General features: G+C 67.1%; 17 protein-coding genes. 16 read left to right on the top strand and 1 reads right to left on the bottom strand.

Going from position 1 to position 20,588, the window contains the following annotated elements; genetic code table 11:
• Nucleotides 1–200: 200 nt before the first annotated feature.
• Nucleotides 201–503, bottom strand: a complete 303-nt coding sequence (locus WS92_RS32125) for a hypothetical protein (protein WP_009911257.1) — start codon at nucleotides 501–503, stop codon at nucleotides 201–203.
• Between WS92_RS32125 and WS92_RS13940 the strand changes: the two genes are divergently transcribed.
• The 16 genes from WS92_RS13940 (at nucleotide 474) to WS92_RS14015 (ending at nucleotide 20,564) form a co-directional block, all read left to right on the top strand.
• Nucleotides 474–4,502 carry a DUF3683 domain-containing protein gene (locus WS92_RS13940; protein WP_059931283.1) on the top strand — a complete coding sequence of 1,343 codons (4,029 nt, stop codon included), beginning with the start codon at nucleotides 474–476 and terminating at the stop codon, nucleotides 4,500–4,502. The two genes, WS92_RS32125 and WS92_RS13940, sit on opposite strands and share 30 nt — an antisense overlap.
• A gap of 34 nt (nucleotides 4,503–4,536) precedes the next feature.
• Nucleotides 4,537–4,980, top strand: coding sequence for an HIT family protein (locus tag WS92_RS13945; protein ID WP_009911259.1), 444 nt, complete (start codon nucleotides 4,537–4,539; stop codon nucleotides 4,978–4,980).
• Nucleotides 4,977–5,387: a gamma-butyrobetaine hydroxylase family protein gene (locus tag WS92_RS13950; protein ID WP_006024562.1), complete on the top strand. Its 411-nt coding sequence runs from the start codon at nucleotides 4,977–4,979 to the stop codon at nucleotides 5,385–5,387. Before WS92_RS13945 ends, WS92_RS13950 begins: the two co-directional genes overlap by 4 nt.
• 48 nt (nucleotides 5,388–5,435) lie before the next feature.
• Nucleotides 5,436–6,167: a bifunctional demethylmenaquinone methyltransferase/2-methoxy-6-polyprenyl-1,4-benzoquinol methylase UbiE gene (ubiE, locus tag WS92_RS13955; RefSeq protein WP_006024563.1), complete on the top strand. Its 732-nt coding sequence runs from the start codon at nucleotides 5,436–5,438 to the stop codon at nucleotides 6,165–6,167.
• A gap of 42 nt (nucleotides 6,168–6,209) precedes the next feature.
• Nucleotides 6,210–7,235: a TIM44-like domain-containing protein gene (locus WS92_RS13960; RefSeq protein ID WP_059931155.1), complete on the top strand. Its 1,026-nt coding sequence runs from the start codon at nucleotides 6,210–6,212 to the stop codon at nucleotides 7,233–7,235.
• A 107-nt stretch (nucleotides 7,236–7,342) separates the two neighbouring features.
• Nucleotides 7,343–7,990 (top strand): ubiquinone biosynthesis accessory factor UbiJ, encoded by a 648-nt coding sequence (locus WS92_RS13965; protein ID WP_015600432.1) that lies wholly within the window; start codon nucleotides 7,343–7,345, stop codon nucleotides 7,988–7,990.
• 12 nt (nucleotides 7,991–8,002) lie between these two features.
• The gene (ubiB, locus tag WS92_RS13970; protein ID WP_006024566.1) at nucleotides 8,003–9,580 is read left to right on the top strand and encodes a ubiquinone biosynthesis regulatory protein kinase UbiB; all 1,578 of its coding nucleotides are present in this window, start codon (nucleotides 8,003–8,005) and stop codon (nucleotides 9,578–9,580) included.
• A 138-nt stretch (nucleotides 9,581–9,718) separates the two neighbouring features.
• Nucleotides 9,719–10,438 carry a methyltransferase domain-containing protein gene (locus WS92_RS13975; RefSeq protein WP_059931157.1) on the top strand — a complete coding sequence of 240 codons (720 nt, stop codon included), beginning with the start codon at nucleotides 9,719–9,721 and terminating at the stop codon, nucleotides 10,436–10,438.
• Between the two features lie 100 nt (nucleotides 10,439–10,538).
• Nucleotides 10,539–10,874 carry an FmdB family zinc ribbon protein gene (locus WS92_RS13980; RefSeq protein ID WP_059931159.1) on the top strand — a complete coding sequence of 112 codons (336 nt, stop codon included), beginning with the start codon at nucleotides 10,539–10,541 and terminating at the stop codon, nucleotides 10,872–10,874.
• A gap of 67 nt (nucleotides 10,875–10,941) precedes the next feature.
• Entirely contained in the window at nucleotides 10,942–11,592 is a 651-nt protein-coding gene (locus WS92_RS13985; protein ID WP_006024570.1) for a DUF502 domain-containing protein, read from the top strand.
• A 56-nt stretch (nucleotides 11,593–11,648) separates the two neighbouring features.
• Nucleotides 11,649–13,451 carry an aspartate--tRNA ligase gene (gene aspS, locus WS92_RS13990; RefSeq protein WP_006024571.1) on the top strand — a complete coding sequence of 601 codons (1,803 nt, stop codon included), beginning with the start codon at nucleotides 11,649–11,651 and terminating at the stop codon, nucleotides 13,449–13,451.
• Nucleotides 13,452–13,656: 205 nt separating this feature from the next.
• On the top strand, nucleotides 13,657–14,133 hold the full coding sequence (nudB, locus tag WS92_RS13995) for a dihydroneopterin triphosphate diphosphatase (RefSeq protein WP_015600145.1): 477 nt from the start codon (nucleotides 13,657–13,659) through the stop codon (nucleotides 14,131–14,133).
• Nucleotides 14,130–15,404 (top strand): cardiolipin synthase ClsB, encoded by a 1,275-nt coding sequence (gene clsB, locus WS92_RS14000; protein ID WP_059931162.1) that lies wholly within the window; start codon nucleotides 14,130–14,132, stop codon nucleotides 15,402–15,404. The genes nudB and clsB overlap by 4 nt, the downstream gene beginning before the upstream one ends.
• A 188-nt stretch (nucleotides 15,405–15,592) precedes the next feature.
• Entirely contained in the window at nucleotides 15,593–16,192 is a 600-nt protein-coding gene (locus tag WS92_RS14005) for a TetR/AcrR family transcriptional regulator (RefSeq protein ID WP_004189774.1), read from the top strand.
• A 58-nt stretch (nucleotides 16,193–16,250) separates the two neighbouring features.
• A complete protein-coding gene (locus tag WS92_RS14010) occupies nucleotides 16,251–18,038 on the top strand; it encodes an acyl-CoA dehydrogenase C-terminal domain-containing protein (protein ID WP_006024576.1) in 1,788 nt (595 codons plus the stop codon).
• Between the two features lie 90 nt (nucleotides 18,039–18,128).
• Nucleotides 18,129–20,564 (top strand): 3-hydroxyacyl-CoA dehydrogenase/enoyl-CoA hydratase family protein, encoded by a 2,436-nt coding sequence (locus WS92_RS14015; protein WP_015601101.1) that lies wholly within the window; start codon nucleotides 18,129–18,131, stop codon nucleotides 20,562–20,564.
• Nucleotides 20,565–20,588 lie beyond the last annotated feature (24 nt).

The following is a 20,588-nucleotide window of genomic DNA, read 5'->3' on the forward strand; positions in this document are numbered from 1 at the left end:
AAAGGCAATGATAGCGCCAACCCTCGCTGTTTCGGCCTCGACCGAACGGCTAGCGACCGGCCGGACGGCGAATCGGGCGCGCGCGGCGCGCCGTCGGCGGACTGAAAGACCGGCGCGCCGCGCTGCGCGATCCGTCGCAAATGCCCGCCGCTCGGGGGCGCCGGCCGGTTCGACGCGCCATTCGACTGCCGCGCCAACGATTAACGCGTTCGTCCAACCTGAGTTAGAATTTCGTTTTGAATCAAGGATCGGAAGATGCAAAGGCAGTCTCGGATCGTCCTTTTGAAGCCGTCGCCGCGCGCAGCGTGTCCCGCGGCGCAACGGCACGCGCGCTGCGCGCGATCGTGGTGACGGTACCGAGCGCCGCCAGGCCTCCGCGCGCCTGGTAACAGAAGATTTCCCCAAAATCGCGCGCCACGCGCTTGCCGGTTTCGCGCCTCTTCGTCGCGCGCCGGCCTCCGAATCGTCCGAACATGAACGCACCGCAAGTTTTCGATCCGCACGGCGCGGCAGCCGCCGTCGCCGCCGACCCCGCTCCGCGCCTGCGCGAAATTCCCTACAACTACACGTCGTTCTCCGATCGCGAGATCGTGATCCGCCTGCTCGGCGGCGAAGCGTGGGCCGCGCTCGACGAGCTGCGCGCCGAGCGCCGCACGGGCCGCTCGGCGCGGATGCTGTACGAGGTGCTGGGCGACGTCTGGGTGGTGCGGCGCAATCCGTATCTGCAGGACGACCTGCTCGACAATCCGAAGCGGCGCGCGCTGCTCGTCGAGGCGCTGAACCACCGGCTGTCCGAGATCGAGAAGCGCCGCCGCGCGGACTTGTCCGAGCACGGCGACACGGCGGGCCGCGAACGCGCCGCGCGCGTCGAGATGCTCGCCGCGGCCGCGCAGCGCGCGGTCGACGAGTTCGCGCAGGAGTTCGAAAAGATGGCGGAGCTGCGCCGCCGAGCGACGAAGGTGCTCGGCCGCTGCACGCAAAGGGACAACATCCGTTTCGACGGCCTCGCGCGCGTGTCGCACGTGACGGACGCGACCGACTGGCGCGTCGAATATCCGTTCGTCGTGCTGACGCCCGATGCCGAGGCGGAAATCGCGAGCCTCGTGAAGGCGTGCTTCGAGCTCGGCCTGACCGTGATTCCGCGCGGCGGCGGCACGGGCTACACGGGCGGCGCGGTGCCGCTCACGCCGTTCTCGGCCGTCATCAACACCGAGAAGCTCGAGCAACTGGGCGCCGTCGAGCTGACCGAGCTGCCGGGCGTCGCGCACAAGGTGCCGACGATATTCTCCGGCGCGGGCGTCGTCACGCGCCGCGTGACCGAGGCGGCCGAGGCGGCGGGCTACGTGTTCGCGGTCGATCCGACGTCGCTCGACGCATCGTGCATCGGCGGCAACATCGCGATGAACGCGGGCGGCAAGAAGGCGGTGCTCTGGGGCACCGCGCTCGACAACCTCGCATGGTGGCGGATGGTCGATCCGGAAGGGAACTGGCTCGAAGTCACGCGCGTCGAGCACAACCTCGGCAAGATCCACGACATCCCCGTCGCGCGCTTCGAGCTCAAGTGGTTCGACGGCGCGCGCGCGCCGGGCGAGAAGCTGCTGCGCGCCGAGACGCTCGACATCGAAGGCCGGCGCTTCCGCAAGGAAGGCCTCGGCAAGGACGTGACGGACAAGTTCCTCGCGGGCCTGCCGGGCGTGCAGAAGGAAGGCTGCGACGGCCTCATCACGTCCGCGCGCTGGGTGCTGCACAAGATGCCCGCGCACACGCGCACCGTCTGCCTCGAATTCTTCGGCCAGGCGCGCGAGGCGATTCCGAGCATCGTCGAGATCAAGGATTACCTGTTCGAGACGTCGAAGCGCGGCGGCGCGATCCTCGCGGGCCTCGAGCACCTCGACGAACGCTATCTGCGCGCGGTCGGCTACGCGACGAAGAGCAAGCGCCAGGCGTTCCCGAAGATGGTGCTGATCGGCGACATCGTCGGCGACGACGCCGACGCGGTCGCGCATGCAACGTCCGAAGTCGTGCGGATGGCCAACGGCAAGAGCGGCGAAGGCTTCGTCGCCGTCAGCGCGGAGGCGCGCAAGCGCTTCTGGCTCGACCGCAGCCGCACCGCCGCGATCGCGAAGCACACGAACGCGTTCAAGATCAACGAGGACGTCGTCATCCCGCTGAACCGGATGGGCGAGTACACGGACGGCATCGAGCGGATCAACATCGAGCTGTCGATCAAGAACAAGCTGCAGCTCGTCGACGCGCTCGAGGCGTTCTTCACCGCGGGCAACCTGCCGCTCGGCAAGAGCGACGACGCGAGCGAGATTCCGAGCGCCGAGTTGCTCGAGGACCGCGTGCAGCAGGCGCTCGACTTGCTCAAGCGCGTGCGCGCGCGCTGGGAATTCCTGCGCGAGAAGCTCGACATGCCGCTGCGCGAGGCGCAGCACTATCTCGTCACGCTCGGCTACGAGGCGCTCGCGGAAAAGTTCGCGGATCGCGTCGACGCGCAGCCGGACGCGGCCGTCTTTCACGTGACGCAGGACCGCACGGTGCGCGTGTCGTGGAAGCAGGAGATCCGCGCGGAGCTGCGGCAGATCTTCAACGGCGGCGCGTTCAAGCCGATCCTCGACGAGGCGCAGGCGATCCACAAGCAGGTGCTGCGCGGCCGCGTGTTCGTCGCGCTGCACATGCACGCAGGCGACGGCAACGTTCACACGAATATCCCGGTGAACTCCGACAACTACGCGATGCTGCAGGACGCGCACGCGGCGGTGGCGCGGATCATGAGGCTCGCGCGCTCGCTCGACGGCGTGATCTCCGGCGAGCACGGGATCGGCATCACGAAGCTCGAGTTCCTGACCGACGACGAGATCGCCGAATTCCGCGCATACAAGCAGCGCGTCGATCCGCAGGGCCGCTTCAACAAGGGCAAGCTGCTCGAAGGCGCGGATCTGCGCAACGCGTACACGCCGAGCTTCGGCCTGATGGGCTACGAATCGCTCATCATGCAGCAGTCCGACATCGGCGCGATCGCCGAATCGGTGAAGGACTGCCTGCGCTGCGGCAAGTGCAAGCCGGTGTGCGCGACGCACGTGCCGCGCGCGAACCTGCTGTACAGCCCGCGCAACAAGATCCTCGCGACGTCGCTGCTCGTCGAGGCGTTCCTGTACGAGGAGCAGACGCGCCGCGGCGTGTCGATCAAGCACTGGGACGAATTCAACGACGTCGCCGATCATTGCACCGTCTGCCACAAGTGCGCGACGCCGTGCCCCGTCAAGATCGACTTCGGCGACGTGACGATGAACATGCGCAACCTGCTGCGCAAGATGGGCAAGAAGAAGTTCAACCCGGGCAGCGCGGCCGGCATGTTCTTCCTGAACGCGACGAACCCGCAGACGATCAACGCGACGCGCGCGGTGATGATGGGCCTGGGCTACAAGGCGCAGCGCCTCGCGAACGACGTGCTGAAGAAGGTCGCGCGGAAGCAGACCGCGCACCCGCCGTCGACCACCGGCAAGCGGCCCGCAGTCGAGCAGGTGATCCACTTCGTCAACAAGAAGATGCCGGGCAACCTGCCGAAGAAGACGGCGCGCGCGCTGCTCGACATCGAGGACAACAAGATCGTGCCGATCATCCGCAATCCGAAGACGACGACCGTCGATTCGGAGGCGGTGTTCTACTTCCCCGGCTGCGGCTCCGAGCGGCTGTTCTCGCAGGTCGGGCTCGCGACGCAGGCGATGCTGTGGGAGGCGGGCGTGCAGACCGTGCTGCCGCCGGGCTACCTCTGCTGCGGCTATCCGCAGCGCGGCTCGGGCCAGTACGACAAGGCCGAAAAGATCGTCACCGACAACCGCGTGCTGTTCCATCGGGTCGCGAACACGCTGAACTACCTCGACATCAAGACGGTGGTCGTGTCGTGCGGCACCTGCTACGACCAGCTCGCCGGCTACGAATTCGACAAGATCTTCCCGGGCTGCCGGATCATCGATATCCACGAGTTCCTGCTCGAAAAGGGAATGAGGCTCGACGGCGTGACGGGCACGCGCTACATGTATCACGATCCATGCCACACGCCGATCAAGACGATGGACCCGGTCAAGCTCGTCAACGAGCTGATGGGCGCGCAGCACGACGGCTACCGGATCGAGAAGAACGATCGCTGCTGCGGCGAATCGGGCACGCTTGCCGTCGCGCGCCCGGACGTGTCGACGCAGGTCCGCTTCCGAAAGGAGGAAGAGATCAAGAAGGGCGCCGCCAAATTGCGTAACATTCCGGTGGTGTCGGGCAACGGCGCGAATGGCGCGAACGGTGCGGCCGCGGGCGCGTCCGACGTGAAGATCCTGACGAGCTGCCCGGCGTGCCTGCAGGGCCTGTCGCGCTACAACGAGGACGCGGACATCGAGGCCGACTACATCGTCGTCGAGATCGCGCGTCACATGCTCGGCGAAAACTGGATGGCCGACTACGTCGCGCGCGCGAACAACGGCGGGATCGAGCGCGTGCTGGTGTAAGGTGACGAACGTTCCACCAGTGAAGGAATTGACGATGGATTGCGTATTCTGCCGCGAAGACGGCGGCGAAGTGCTCTGGAAGGACGATGCGGTGCGCGTCGTCCTCGCGACGACCGAGACCGATTACCCGGGCTTCTGCCGGGTGATCTGGCACGCGCACGTCGCCGAGTTTTCCGATCTCGACGAGGCCGGGCGCGCGCATCTGATGCGGATCGTCTATGCGGTCGAGAAGGCGGTGCGGCGCGTGATGCAGCCGGCGAAGGTGAATCTCGCGAGCCTCGGCAACCAGGTGCCGCACGTGCACTGGCACGTGATTCCGCGCTTCTCGAACGACGCGCACTTCCCGCAGCCGATCTGGGCGCCGCGCCAGCGGTCGGTGTCCGATGCGCTGCTGCGGCTGCGCGCCGCGCAGGCGACGCTCCTGCACAACGCCGTGCACGAGGAAATCGAGCAGGCGGTGAACGGGGGGCGGGCATGAGCGGGCAGGCGGCGGCGCCCGTGCCGTCCGGCGTCGTCGTGCACGCGGTGTCGCGCGTGCTCGAGCTGCAGTATCCGAGCGGCGAGTGCTTTCGCGTGCCGTTCGAGCTGATGCGCGTGTATTCGCCGTCGGCCGAGGTGCGCGGCCACGGTCCGGGCCAGGAGACGCTGCAGACGGGCAAGCGCGACGTGACGATCACCGCCCTCGAGCCGGTGGGCAACTACGCGCTCAAGCCGACGTTTTCCGACGGCCATTCGACGGGTATCTACTCGTGGGAGCTGCTGTACGAACTCGCGACCCGGCAGGACGCGCTCTGGCGCGAATATTTCGACAAATTGAAGGCGGCGGGCGTCGAGCGAGACGCGCCGATGCCGGCGGACTCGCTACCGCGAGGCCACCACCACTGAACGACGGCGCCGGGCGGCGCCGTTTGCCATTGATAGAGGATCAACGCGATGAGCAAAACCCACTTCGGCTTCGAGACCGTCGAGGAAAACGAAAAAGCGAAGAAGGTCGCGGGGGTGTTTCACTCGGTTGCGAGCAACTACGATCTGATGAACGACCTGATGTCGGCGGGCCTGCATCGCGCGTGGAAGGCGTTCACGATCGCGCAGGCGAACGTGCGCCCGGGCGGCAAGGTGCTCGACATCGCGGCCGGCACGGGCGATCTGACGAAGGCGTTCGCGAAGGCCGCCGGGCCGACGGGCGAGGTCTGGCATACCGACATCAACGAATCGATGCTGCGCGTCGGCCGCGACCGCCTGCTCGACAAGGGCGTCGTCACGCCGTCGCTGCTCTGCGACGCCGAGAAGCTGCCGTTCCCGGATAACTACTTTGACGTCGTCACGGTCGCGTTCGGCCTGCGCAACATGACGCACAAGGATTCGGCGCTCGCCGAGATGCGCCGCGTCGCGAAGCCGGGCGGCCGCGTGATGGTGCTCGAATTCTCGAAAGTCTGGGCGCCGCTGAAGAAAGCGTACGACGTCTATTCTTTCAAAGTATTACCGTGGCTTGGCGACAAGTTCGCGAAAGATGCCGACAGTTACCGGTATCTTGCTGAATCTATCCGGATGCATCCGGATCAGGAGACGCTGAAGACGATGATGGAACAAGCGGGCCTCGATGCCGTCAAATATTACAATTTGTCAGGTGGCGTGGTAGCTTTACACGTGGGAACCAAGTATTAAGGGGTTCCATCCATACATTTTACTTTCAGCTTGGAGGCCGGGATGTTCGTATCGCGTTCGTCGTTCAACCGCAGCAAAGAGCCGAAGTCGTTGGCGCGACGAATCGGCACGTTCTTGATGGTCGGTCTTCTCGCCGCCGGCACGTTCGCGTCGCTCGACGCCGAAGCGAAGCGCATGGGCGGCGGCCGCAGCTTCGGCCGCCAGTCGCAGACGCTGCAGCAGCGCCAGGCGACGCCGCCCGCGCAGCAGCCGATGCAGCAGGCCGCGCCCACGCAGGCGCCGCGCCAGCAGCCGGCGCCCGCCGCGCAGCCGAACCGCTCGCGCTGGCTCGGCCCGATCGCCGGTCTCGCGGCCGGCCTCGGCATCGCGGCGCTGCTGTCGCACCTCGGTCTCGGCGGCGCGTTCGCCAGCATAATGGCGAACGTCATCGTGATCGCGCTCCTTGCGATGGTCGGCATCTGGCTTGTCCGCAAGTTCATGAACCGGCGCGGCGCGCAGCAGCCGGCCTACGCGGGCGGTCAGCCGTCGCTGAACCACGGCCATGACGGCTACCGCCAGGACGCGGGCGTTCAGCGCCAGGCGGCGCAGAACGACGCGTTCCCGGGCTCGGGCAGCGCGTACGCAGGCGAAGCGCAGCGCGTGTTCGGCGGCGCGGCCGCGGCGACGACGGCGGCGGCTGCTGCTGCGCCCGCGGTGCCGGCGGGCTTCGACACCGAAGCGTTCCTGCGCAACGCGAAGGTCTATTTCGTGCGCCTGCAGGCCGCGTGGGACGAGGGCAACCTCGCCGACATCCGCGAGTTCACGACGCCTGAGATGTTCGCCGAAGTGAAGATCGACCTCGACGGCCGCGGCGCGGGCGCGAACCAGACGGACGTCGTGCAGCTCGGCGCCGAGCTGCTCGCGGTGGAGGATCGCGGCGGCGAGCACTTCGCGAGCGTGCGTTTCCACGGCCTGATCCGCGAGACGCAGGGCGCGGCGGCCGAGCCGTTCAACGAGGTGTGGAATCTGTCGAAGGCGGGCAGCCAGGGTTGGCTCCTCGCGGGCATTCAGCAGGTGAGCGCGCACTGACGGAAGTCGTGCCGCGCGTTGCGCCTCGCGAGGTCGCGCCCGAACCGACGTTACAATAGAAGCCCGCGCCGGCGCCCTGCCTGCGCGGGCTTTTCATTGCCACCCAGATGACCTTTGCCGCCAAGCCTTTTGCAGCCGCCGTCAATCACCTGCTCGCCCGCGAATCCTGGGCGCGCGATCGTCTGATTCCCTATGCCGGCAAGACCGCCCGGCTCGAAGTCCCGCCCGTGACGCTCGTGCTGCTCGTGCAGCCGGACGGCTATCTCGCCGCCGTCGAGGCGCACGACGCGCGCCAGTTCGACGTGTCAATCGCGCTGTCGAGCAGCGCCGGCGGCGGCGCGTTCGACGCGGTGGCCGCGTTCCTGCAAGGGGGGCAGGCTGCCGTGATGAAGCACGTGAAGATCGACGGCGACGCGGAGTTCGCGACGCAGATCGCGAAGCTCGCCGAGCACCTGCGCTGGGAGCCGGAGGAGGATCTCGCGAAGATCGTCGGCGACGCGGCCGCGTACCGGATCGCGACGGTCGCCCGTTCGGCGGGCGCGCATGCGCGCCGCACGGGCCGCAACGTACTTGATTCGATCGCCGAATACTGGTTCGACGAGAACCCGCAGGTCGTGCGCACGAGCGAGCTCGCCGATTTCGACGCCGGGCTCGCGCGGGCTCGCGACGCGCTAGCGCGCGTCGAGAAGCGGATCGAACGACTGGAGCAAAAAATCGACGCGCGCGCGGGCGGCAGCTCGCGACGCGCGCATTGAGGGCCGGAAGGCATGCGCATTTTCCGTTTCGTCAAAATCGTCTTTACCGTCATCCGCTTCGGCCTCGACGAGGTGATGCTGTCGCGCATCGAGAACCCTCGCGTGAAGTTCCTGCTGCGCATCACGACGATCGGCCGGCGCTTCGCCGATCCGCCCGCGGTGCGGCTGCGCCGCGCGCTCGAGAGCCTCGGGCCGATCTTCGTGAAGTTCGGCCAGGTGCTGTCGACGCGGCGCGATCTGCTGCCCGTCGATTTCGCGAACGAGCTCGCGAAGCTGCAGGATCAGGTGCCGCCGTTCGATTCGGCCGTCGCGATCGCGATCGTCGAGAAGTCGCTCGGCGCGCGCATCGACGCGCTGTTCGACGAGTTCGAGCGCGAGCCCGTTGCGAGCGCATCGATCGCGCAGGTGCACTTCGCCAAGCTCAAGCAGGGCGAGCACAAGGGCAGGGCGGTCGCGGTCAAGGTGCTGCGGCCGAACATGCTGCCCGTCATCGATTCCGATCTCGCGCTGATGCGCGACATCGCGACCTGGGCCGAGCGCCTGTGGGCGGACGGCCGGCGGCTCAAGCCGCGCGAGGTCGTCGCCGAATTCGACAAGTACCTGCACGACGAGCTCGACCTGATGCGCGAGGCGGCGAACGGCAGCCAGTTGCGCCGCAACTTCGCGGGGCTCGATCTGCTGCTCGTGCCGGAAATGTTCTGGGATTACTCGACGCCCGCCGTGCTCGTGATGGAGCGGATGACGGGCGTGCCGATCAGCCAGGTCGACACGCTGCGCGCGGCGGGCGTCGACATTCCGAAGCTCGCGCGCGAGGGCGTCGAGATCTTCTTCACGCAAGTGTTCCGCGACGGCTTCTTCCACGCGGACATGCATCCCGGCAACATCCAGGTGAGCCTCGATCCGAAGCACTTCGGGCGCTACATCGCGCTCGATTTCGGGATCGTCGGCGCGCTGTCGGATTTCGACAAGAACTACCTCGCGCAGAACTTCCTCGCGTTCTTCAAGCGCGATTATCACCGCGTCGCGACGCTGCACCTCGAATCCGGCTGGGTGCCGCCCGATACGCGCGTCGAGGAGCTCGAAAGCGCGATCCGCGCGGTCTGCGAGCCGTACTTCGATCGCGCGCTGAAGGACATCTCGCTCGGCCAGGTGCTGATGCGGCTGTTCTCGACGTCGCGCCGCTTCAACGTCGAGATCCAGCCGCAGCTCGTGCTCCTGCAGAAGACGATGCTGAACGTCGAAGGGCTCGGCCGTTCGCTCGATCCGGAGCTCGATCTGTGGAAGACCGCGAAGCCGTACCTCGAGCGCTGGATGACCGAGCAGATCGGGCTGCGCGGCTGGTACGAGCGCTTCAAGGTCGAGGCGCCGCAATGGAGCAAGACGCTGCCGCAATTGCCGCGCCTCGTGCATCAGGCGCTCGTCTCGCACCATGAGACGCCGCGCGCGATCAGCGACGATCTGATCCGGCAGATTCTCGTCGAGCAGCGGCGGACCAATCGGCTGCTGCAGGCGCTGCTCGTGTTCGGGATCGCGGTCGGCGCGGGCGCGGTGATCGCGCGGGTGCTGATCATCGTCGCGTATGGTGGCTGATGTCGCGGCTGAAGCAGCGGGGGAGATCGCGGCGGAGCGCGCGACGCGGGCCGCCGGAACGCGGACGCCGTCGATGAGCGGCGCGCGGTGGGCGGGCGAAGAGCGAATGAAGGACGAATTGCGAGGCGAAGCGACGGCATGACGAGCGAAGCGAACAAACGTGATGCGGCCGGACACGCGGCGGGCGATGCGCAATCGGCAAATCCGCCGTCCGCGGCCGCGCAGGCCGCGATGGCACCGTCTTCCGTGGCGCCTGCCCCGTCCGTCGCGAATTTCACGTCGCGCGATCCGGGCGAAGCGTCGTTCTGGGACGAGCGCTTCGAGCAGGGCGTGACGCCGTGGGACAGCGCGCGCGTGCCGGAAGCGTTCGCCGCGTTCGCCGCACGGCATCCGCGGTGCCCGGTGCTGATTCCCGGCTGCGGCAGCGCGTACGAGGCGCGTTGGCTCTCGCGCGCCGGCTGGCCCGTGCGCGCGATCGACTTTTCCGCGCAGGCGGTCGCGGCCGCGCGCCGCGAATTGGGCGAAGACGCCGCGCTCGTCGAGCAGGCCGATTTCTTCGCGTACGCGCCGCCGTTCGTCCCGCAATGGATCTACGAGCGCGCGTTCCTGTGCGCGATTCCGAGGAGCCGCCGCGCCGATTACGCGCGGCGCATGGCCGAGCTGCTGCCGGCGGGCGGCTTCCTCGCCGGCTTCTTCTTCGTCGGCGCGACGCCGAAGGGGCCGCCGTTCGGAATCGAGCGCGCGGAGCTCGACGCGCTCCTTTCGCCGAATTTCGCGCTCGTCGAGGACGAGCCCGCCGCCGATTCGCTGCCGGTATTCGCCGGACGCGAGCGCTGGCTCGCGTGGCGCCGCTCGTAGCGGTGCGCCCGCGCGGACCGGGGAAGGCGTCCGCCTTTCGGCTATAATTCAAGGCTTTGCAAGCCTTTTATACCGGTTATTGTTTCTGCGGGAAAATACCATGCCGATCTACGCCTATCGTTGCGAAGCGTGCGGTTACGCGAAAGATGTGCTTCAGAAGATGAGCGACGCACCGCTGTCCCAGTGCCCGGAATGCGGGAAGGACGCGTTTCGCAAGCAAGTCACGGCCGCCGGGTTCCAATTGAAGGGCTCGGGCTGGTATGTGACCGACTTCCGCGGCGGCGCGGGCGCGCCCGCCGCGAGCGGCGAGAAGGCGAGCGGCGAGAAGGCCGGCGGCGAGCAGTCGGCGGCGCCCGCCGCCGCGGCGGACAGCGCGGCGAGCGCGCCGGCGGCGTCCGCGCCCGCGCCTGCCGCCGCGCCCGCGAGCAGTACGTGACCGCCGCGCCGCCCGTGTCGGCGGCGCGTCCCGCGCTTGACGCACCGGCGCGATTTTTCGACGGCAGATGATGAAAAAGACGACCCTCAAATCGGTGTTTCTGACCGGACTCCTGGTTCTCGTTCCGCTCGCGATCACGCTGTGGGTGCTCGGGCTCATCATCGGCACGATGGACCAGACGCTGCTGCTGCTGCCCGCGGCGTGGCAGCCGGAGCGGCTGTTCGGCTTCCGGCTGCCGGGGATCGGCGCGGTGCTCACGCTCGCGTTCATCTTCGTCGTCGGGCTCGCGACGCAGAATTTCATCGGCCAGAAGCTCGTCACCTGGTGGAACGCGGTGGTGCGGCACATTCCCGTCGTCGGGCCGATCTACACGAGCGTGAAGCAGGTGTCGGACACGCTGCTGTCGAGCAGCGGCAACGCATTCCGCAAGGCGCTCCTGATCGAGTATCCGCGCCGCGGCTCCTATACGATCGCGTTCCTGACCGGCACGCCCGGCGGCGACGTGGTCAATCACCTGAAGGAAGAGCACGTGAGCGTCTACGTGCCGACGACGCCGAATCCGACGTCCGGCTTCTTCCTGATGGTGCCGAAAAGCGAGGTCGTCGAGCTCGACATGTCGGTCGACGCCGCGCTCAAGTACATCGTCTCGATGGGCGTCGTCGCGCCCCCGGCGCCCGTTGCCGCGCCGGCGCGCCGTCCCGTCGAGCCGCCGATGTAATGCCCGGGAGAGAGTGCGGCTCTTCCCGTTGATCACTACGAAAGAAAGCAAACATCATGTCGATGCGAACTGAATACTGCGGTCTCGTGACCGAACACCTGCTGGGCCAGACGGTGTCGCTGTGCGGCTGGGTCCATCGTCGCCGCGATCACGGCGGCGTGATCTTCATCGACCTGCGTGATCGCGAGGGTCTCGTGCAGGTGGTGTGCGATCCGGATCGCGCCGAAATGTTCGCGGCCGCCGAAGGCGTGCGCAACGAGTTCTGCATCCAGGTGAAGGGTCTCGTGCGCAGCCGTCCGGAAGGCACGATCAACGCCGGCCTGACGAGCGGCAAGATCGAAGTGCTGTGCCATGAGCTCGACGTGCTGAACGCGTCTGTCACGCCGCCGTTCCAGCTCGACGACGACAACCTGTCGGAGACGACGCGCCTGACGCACCGCGTGCTCGACCTGCGCCGCCCGCAGATGCAGCACAACCTGCGGCTGCGCTACCGCGTCGCGATCGAGGCGCGCAAGTACCTCGACGAACAGGGCTTCATCGACATCGAAACGCCGATGCTCACGAAGAGCACGCCGGAAGGCGCGCGCGACTACCTCGTGCCGTCGCGCGTGAACGCGGGCCAGTTCTTCGCGCTGCCGCAATCGCCGCAGTTGTTCAAGCAACTGCTGATGGTCGCGAACTTCGACCGCTACTACCAGATCACGAAGTGCTTCCGCGACGAAGACCTGCGCGCGGACCGCCAGCCCGAATTCACGCAGATCGACTGCGAGACGTCGTTCCTCGGCGAGCAGGAAATCCGCGATCTGTTCGAGGACATGATCCGTCACATCTTCAAGACGACGATCGGCGTCGAGCTCGCCGCGACATTCCCGGTGATGCCGCACTCGGAGGCGATGGCGCGCTTCGGCTCGGACAAGCCCGACCTGCGCGTGAAGCTCGAGTTCACCGAGCTCACCGATGCGATGAAGGACGTCGACTTCAAGGTGTTCAGCACGCCGGCCAACACGAAGGACGGCCGCGTCGCGGCCCTGCGCGTGCCGAAGGGCGGCGAGCTCACGCGCGGCGACATCGACGGCTATACCGAATTCGTGCGCATCTACGGCGCGAAGGGCCTCGCGTGGATCAAGGTCAACGAGCGCGCGAAGGGGCGCGACGGCCTGCAGAGCCCGATCGTCAAGAACCTGCACGACGCGTCGATCGCGGCGGTCCTCGAGCGCACGGGCGCCGAAGACGGCGACATCATCTTCTTCGCGGCGGACCGCGCGAAGGTCGTCAACGACAGCCTCGGCGCGCTGCGCCTGAAGATCGGCCATTCGGAGTTCGGCCGCGCGAACGGCCTCGTCGAGGCGGGCTGGAAGCCGCTGTGGGTCGTCGACTTCCCGATGTTCGAGTACGACGACGAAGATGCGCGCTACGTCGCCGCGCACCACCCGTTCACGAGCCCGAAGGACGAGCATCTCGAATACCTCGAGACCGATCCGGGCCGCTGCCTCGCGAAGGCGTACGACATGGTGCTGAACGGCTGGGAAATTGGCGGCGGCTCGGTGCGTATCCATCGCGAAGAAGTGCAGAGCAAGGTGTTCCGCGCGCTGAAGATCGGCCCGGAGGAGGCGCAGGCGAAGTTCGGCTTCCTGCTCGACGCGCTGCAGTACGGCGCGCCGCCGCACGGCGGCATCGCGTTCGGCCTCGATCGCATCGTCACGATGATGGCGGGCGCCGATTCGATCCGCGACGTGATCGCGTTCCCGAAGACGCAGCGCGCGCAGTGTCTGCTCACGCAGGCGCCGAGCCCAGTCGACGAGCGCCAGTTGCGCGAGCTGCACATCCGCTTGCGCCAGCCGGAGCAGCCGAAGGCGTAACGCCGCCGCGCGCCGGCTGCGGCCGAATCGGGATGCCGGCTCGGCTCGCGCTCGGCGCGACGGCCGGCTTCGGCCGACGCCGAAAAGGACCACAAAAAAGGGCGCGCGCGCCCTTTTCGTTTTTTGCGGTACAGTCGACCCATGGTTTTCTTGACGATGCCGCGCCGTCCGCCGCGTCGGGCGGGCTGGCGCCGATGACATCCCGATGACGAAACCACCGAAAATCCCCGAATCCGTTCTCGTCGTAATCCATACGCCCGCGCTCGACGTGCTCGTCATCAAGCGCGCCGATCAGCCCGACTTCTGGCAGTCCGTGACCGGCTCGAAGGACGCGCCCGACGAGCCGATCGCGCAGGCCGCCGCGCGCGAGGTCGCGGAGGAGACGGGCATCGTCGTCGGCAGCCCCGGCATTGCGCTGGCCGCGCTCGTCGACTGGCATCACGCGATCGAGTACACGATCTATCCGCAGTACCTGCACCGCTACGCGCCCGGCGTCACCCGCAACACCGAGCACTGGTTCAGCCTGGAAGTGCCGGCGCGCGTCGACGTGACGCTGTCGCCGCGCGAGCACACCGATCATCTGTGGCTGCCTTACCGCGAAGCGGCCGCGCGCTGCTACTCGCCGTCGAACGCCGAAGCGATCCTGCAACTGCCCGAGCGCCTCGCGTCGCGCGCCGCATGAGTGGCCGGACCCGGCACCGTCTCGCGCAACTGCGGCAGATGTTCCTGCAGGAGCGCGGTTCCGCGGCGCGGCTCGCGTTCACGTCCGGCAACGCGGTGCGCCTCTGCGACGGCGGCGCGGCGTTCTTCCCCGCGCTGATCGAACGGATCGACGCCGCGCGCGAGCGCGTCGCGCTAGAAACCTACATCTTCTGCGACGACGCCGTCGGCCGCGCGGTGTCCGACGCGCTCATCCGCGCGGCCGCGCGCGGCGTCCACGTGCGCGTCATCACCGACGGGATCGGCACCGAGCGCCTGCCGCTCTTCGGCGCGTGGCCGGACGCGGGCGTCGAGCACCGGATCTACAACCCCTATCTGTTCGGCCGCTTCGGTTTCTCGCGCACGCACCGCAAGCTCGCGGTGATCGACGACGCCTACGCGTTCTGCGGCGGCATCAACATCGTCGACGACTTCGAGCAGAACGGCGAGCGCCTGCCGTATCCGCGCTGGGATTTCGCGCTCGAGCTGAACGGGCCCGCCGTCGCCGACGTGCGCGCCGCGTTCGAGGTGCAGTGGCAACGGATCGCCGTCGGCCACAAGCGCTACGCGCAATACCTGCCGCATGGCGTCGACGGCTCCGCGTTCGCCGCGCGCTTTCGCCGCTGGATGCGCAGCCACCGCTGGGTGAAGGCGGGCGCGCTGCGCGTCGTGACCGAGCCGAGCGTCGCGTTCGTCGCGCGCGACAACGTCGTGAACCGCAGGACGATCGAGAAGGCGTATCTCGCGGCGATCGGCCGCGCGCGTCGGTCGATCCTGCTCGCCAATCCCTACTTCCTGCCGGGGCGCAAGCTGCGGCGCGCGCTCGCCGGGGCGGCGCGGCGCGGCGTCGACGTGCGGATCCTGCTCGGGCGCAACGAATTCGCGTCGCTCGATATGGCGGTGCCGTTCCTTTATCATGCGTTGCTGCGCTCGGGCGTGCGCGTTGCCGAATACGACAAGACGATGCTGCACGGCAAGGTCGCGGTGATCGACGATCACTGGGCGACCGTCGGCTCGTCGAATCTGGACGCGCTCAGCCTGATGCTGAACAACGAGGCGAACGTCGTGCTCGTGCGCCACCGCGAGGAGACGGCCGCGCTGCGCGACGCAATCGGCGTCGCGTTCGCCGACGGCCGCGAGATCGACCCCGCGCTCTACGCGGCGCGGCCCGCCGTCGAGCGGTTTCTGAACTGGTTCGCGTACAACGCGTACCGGGGTGCGATGAAGCTGCTGACGGTCGGCGGATACGACTAAGCATTCGCTTACACATGCGGCGCGCCGCGGCCTGCACAGGGCCTCCTCCAAAGGCGCGCGACCCTGCAAAATAGCGGGGACGGTTAGAAACCGATTTCTAATAATTTCCTTGTTTCGCCGCCGGCCGCACTCAATAATAGTACGGCCGTTCGATTTTATTCGATCACCTGGAACGGTTATTAAAAGCTATGCGAAAAGGCGAACAGACGCGTGCCGCGATACTCGAAGCAGCATTGGACCTTGCCAGCCGTGACGGGCTCGAGGGTCTGACGATCGGCCTATTGGCCGAGCGCATGCAGATGAGCAAGAGCGGCGTGTTCGCGCACTTCGGGTCGCGCGACGATTTGCAGGTCGAGGTCGTGCGAGAGTACCACCATCGTTTCGAGAACGAGGTGTTTTTTCCGAGCCTGCGCGAGCCGCGCGGTTTGCCGCGCCTGCGGGCGATGCTGGCGCGCTGGATCGAGAAGCGCATCCAGGAGGTGACGACGGGATGCATCTACATCAGCGGCGCCGTCGAATACGACGATCGCCCGGACAGCGCGGTGCGCGAGCAGTTGATCGCGAGCGTGAAAGCGTGGCGCGCCGCGCTGCTGCGCGCCATTTCGCAAGCGAAGGAGGAGGGGCATCTGCGCCCGGACACGGATCCGAACCTGATGCTCTTCGAGTTGTACAGCTTCACGCTCGGCCTGCACCACGACGCACGCTTCCTGCATCAGCCGGATGCGGTGCGGCTCACGTGGGCCGCGCTTGAAAAGACGATTGTTTCGTACCAGAGCGAGAGCCGTTAGCGGCGGCACGACCGCCGTCGGGGGAGCTCGAGCCGATTGCCATATCTTGGAGAGAGTCATGGGACAGTACGCCGCGCCGTTGCGCGACATGCAATTCGTGTTGCATGAGCTTCTGAACGTCGAAGCCGAGGTCAAGCAGATGCCCAAGCATGCTGATCTCGACGCCGACACGATCAACCAGGTGCTCGAGGAAGCGGGCAAGTTCTGCTCGGAGGTGCTTTTCCCGCTCAACCAGGTCGGCGACCGCGAGGGCTGCACGTATGTCGGCGACGGCGTCGTGAAGACGCCGACGGGCTTCAAGGAAGCGTACCAGCAGTACATCGAGGCGGGCTGGCCCGCGCTCGGCTGCGATCCCGATTACGGCGGCCAGGGCCTGCCCGCGTTCGTCAACAACGCGCTGTATGAAATGCTGAACTCGGCGAACCAGGCATGGACGATGTATCCGGGCCTGTCGCACGGCGCGTACGAATGCCTGCACGCGCACGGCGCGCCCGAGCTGCAGAAGCTCTACCTGCCGAAGCTCGTGTCGGGCGAATGGACGGGCACGATGTGCCTGACCGAGCCGCACTGCGGCACCGACCTCGGCATCCTGCGCACGAAGGCCGAGCCGAACGGCGACGGCTCGTATTCGATCAGCGGCACCAAGATCTTCATCTCGAGCGGCGAACACGACTTCTCGAAGAACATCGTTCACCTCGTGCTCGCGCGCCTGCCGGACGCGCCGAAGGGCACGAAGGGCATCTCCCTCTTCATCGTGCCGAAGTTCGTCCCCGACGCGTCGGGCGAGCCGGGCGAGCGCAACGGCGTCAAGTGCGGCTCGATCGAGCACAAGATGGGCATCCACGGCAACGCGACCTGCGTGATCAACCTCGACAACGCGAAGGGCTGGATGATCGGCGAGCCGAACAAGGGCCTGAACGCGATGTTCGTGATGATGAACGCCGCGCGCCTCGGCGTCGGCATGCAGGGGCTCGGCCTCACCGAAGTCGCTTACCAGAACTCGCTCACGTATGCGAAGGAGCGCCTGCAGATGCGCTCGCTGACGGGCCCGAAGGCGCCGGACAAGCCGGCCGATCCGATCATCGTCCACCCGGACGTGCGCCGCATGCTGCTCACGCAGAAGGCGTACGCGGAAGGCGCGCGCGCGTTCACGTACTGGTCGGCGCTGCAGATCGACAAGGCGCTGTCGCACGCCGACGAAGCGGTGCGCAAGGAAGCGGAGGATCTCGTCGCGCTCCTCACGCCGATCATCAAGGCGTTCCTGACCGACAACGCGTTCGAGTGCACGAACCACGCGATGCAGATCTACGGCGGCCACGGCTTCATCTCCGAGTGGGGCATGGAGCAGTACGTGCGCGACGCGCGGATCAACATGATCTATGAAGGGACCAACTCGGTTCAGGCGCTCGACCTGCTCGGCCGCAAGGTGCTGGGCGACATGGGCGCGAAGCTGAAGAAGTTCGGCAAGATCGTCGCCGAGTTCGCCGAAGCGGAAGGCGTGAAGCCCGAAATGTCCGAATTCATCACGCCGCTCGCCGACATCGGCGAGAAGGTGCAGAAGCTGACGATGGAAATCGGCATGAAGGCGATGCAGAACCCGGACGAGGTGGGGGCGGCCGCCGTGCCGTATCTGCGCACCGTCGGTCACCTGGTGTTCTCGTACTTCTGGGCGCGGATGGCGCGCATCGCGCTCGACAAGGAAGCGTCGGGCGATCCGTTCTACAAGTCGAAGCTCGCGACCGCGCGCTTCTACTTCGCGCGCCTCTTGCCCGAAACGGCGTCGTCGATTCGTCTCGCGCGCGCCGGCGCGAAGACGATGATGGAAATCGACGAAGCGCTGTTCTGACGCGCGCCGTCCGAACGACCGATTATTCGCACTCACACGCCGCGCGCGCCCTTACGACCGGCGCCGCGCGGCTCAATCCGGAGGAGTCCCGTGAGCAATTTCAACATTCGCAAGGTCGCCGTGCTGGGCGCCGGCGTGATGGGCGCGCAGATCGCCGCGCATCTCGTCAACGCGCGCGTGCCCGTGCTGCTGTTCGACCTGCCCGCCAAGGAAGGCCCGAAGAACGGCATCGCGCTGAAGGCGATCGAGCACCTGAAGAAGCTGTCGCCCGCGCCGTTCGGCGTGAAGGACGACGCGAAGTATCTCGAAGCCGCGAACTACGAGGACGACATCGCGAAGCTCGCCGAATGCGATCTCGTGATCGAGGCGATCGCCGAGCGGATGGACTGGAAGCACGACCTGTACAAGAAGGTCGCGCCGCACATCGCTTCGCACGCGATCTTCGCGACCAACACCTCGGGCCTGTCCATCACGACGCTGTCCGACGGCTTCGCCGACGAGCTGAAGGCGCGCTTCTGCGGTGTGCACTTCTTCAACCCGCCGCGCTACATGCACCTGGTCGAGCTGATCCCGACCGCGCACACGCGAGCCGACATCCTCGACCAGCTCGAGACGTTCCTGACGAGCGTCGTCGGCAAGGGCGTCGTGCGCGCGAAGGACACGCCGAACTTCATCGCGAACCGCGTCGGCATCTTCTCGATTCTCGCCGTGATCGTCGAAGCCGAGAAATTCGGCCTGCGTTTCGACGAAGTCGACGACCTGACGGGTAGCCGCCTCGGCCGCGCGAAGTCGGCGACGTTCCGCACGGCGGACGTGGTCGGCCTCGACACGATGGCGCACGTGATCAAGACGATGCAGGACAACCTCGCCGACGATCCGTTCTTCCCGGTCTACCGGACGCCAGCCGTGCTCGCGAAGCTCGTCGAGCAGGGCGCGCTCGGCCAGAAGACGGGCGCCGGCTTCTACCGGAAGGAAGGCAAGGCGATCAAGGTGCTCGACGCGAAGACGGGGACCTACGTCGACTCCGGCGCGAAGGCGGACGAGACCGTCGGCCGCATCCTGAAGCGTCCTCCCGCCGAGCGCCTGAAGCTGTTGCGCGAGACGCAGCATCCGCACGCGCAGTTCCTGTGGTCGGTCTTCCGCGACGTGTTCCACTACATCGCGATCCACCTCGAATCGATCGCCGACAACGCACGCGAAGTCGATCTCGCGATCCGCTGGGGCTTCGGCTGGAGCCAGGGCCCGTTCGAGGACTGGCAGGCGGCGGGCTGGAAGCAGATCGCCGAGTGGGTGCAGGAAGACATCGCGGCCGGCAAGTCGCTTGCAACCGTGCCGCTGCCCGCGTGGGTGCTGGAAGGCGCCGTCGCCGAGAAGGGCGGCGTGCACGCGGCCGAAGGCTCGTGGTCGGCAGCGGCGAAGCGCTTCGTGCCGCGCTCGGCGCTGTCCGTCTATGACAGGCAGGTGTTCCGCGCGCCCGTGTTCGGCGAAGCGGGGCGCGACCCGAAGACGTTCGGCAAGACGCTGTTCGAGACGGACTCGGTGCGCGCATGGGTCGACGACCGCGCGGGCGAGGACGACGTCGTGATCGTGTCGTTCAAGTCGAAGATGAACACGATCGGCCCGAGCGTGATCGACGGCCTCGTGCAGGCGATCACGCTCGCGGAGAAGGACTACAAGGGCGTGGTGATCTGGCAGCCGAGCTCGCTCAAGCTCGGCAATCCGGGCGGTCCGTTCTCCGCTGGCGCGAACCTCGAAGAGGCGATGCCCGCGTTCATGATGGGCGGCGCGAAGGGCATCGAGCCGTTCGTGAAGAAGTTCCAGGAAGGCATGCTGCGCGTGAAGTACGCGAACGTGCCGGTCGTCGCGGCGGTGTCGGGCCTGGCGCTCGGCGGCGGCTGCGAGCTGATGCTGCATAGCGCGAAGCGCGTCGTGCACGTCGAGAGCTACATCGGCCTCGTCGAAGTGGGCGTCGGCCTCGTGCCGGCGGGCGGCGGCCTGAAGGAAGCGGCGCTGCGCGCGGCGGACGCGGCGACGGCGGCGGGCATGACGAGCGAGCTGCTCAAGTTCCTGACGAAGTCGTTCGAGAACGCGGCGATGGCGAAGGTGTCGATGTCCGCGCACGAAGCGCGCGCGATGGGCTACGTGAAGCCGTCGGACACGATCGTGTTCAACGTGTTCGAGCTGCTCGACGTCGCGAAGAAGGAAGCGCGCGGCCTCGCGGCGGCGGGCTATCGCGCGCCGCTGAAGGCGAAGGAAATCCCGGTGGCCGGCCGCTCGGCGATCGCCACGATCAAGGCCCAGCTCGTCAACATGCGCGACGGCCGCTTCATCAGCGATCACGACTTCCTGATCGCGAGCCGGATCGCGGAAGCGGTCTGCGGCGGCGACGTCGAGGCCGGCAGCACGGTCGACGAGGAATGGCTGCTCGCGCTGGAGCGTCGCGCGTTCGTCGAGCTGCTCGGCACGCAGAAGACGCAGGAGCGGATCATGGGCATGTTGCAGACCGGCAAGCCGGTTCGCAACTGATCGAGCCGAGCGGACAACTTTGCA

Origin of the sequence: Burkholderia sp. MSMB1588 (genome assembly GCF_001546925.1) — a bacterium.
Classification (GTDB): domain Bacteria; phylum Pseudomonadota; class Gammaproteobacteria; order Burkholderiales; family Burkholderiaceae; genus Burkholderia; species Burkholderia humptydooensis.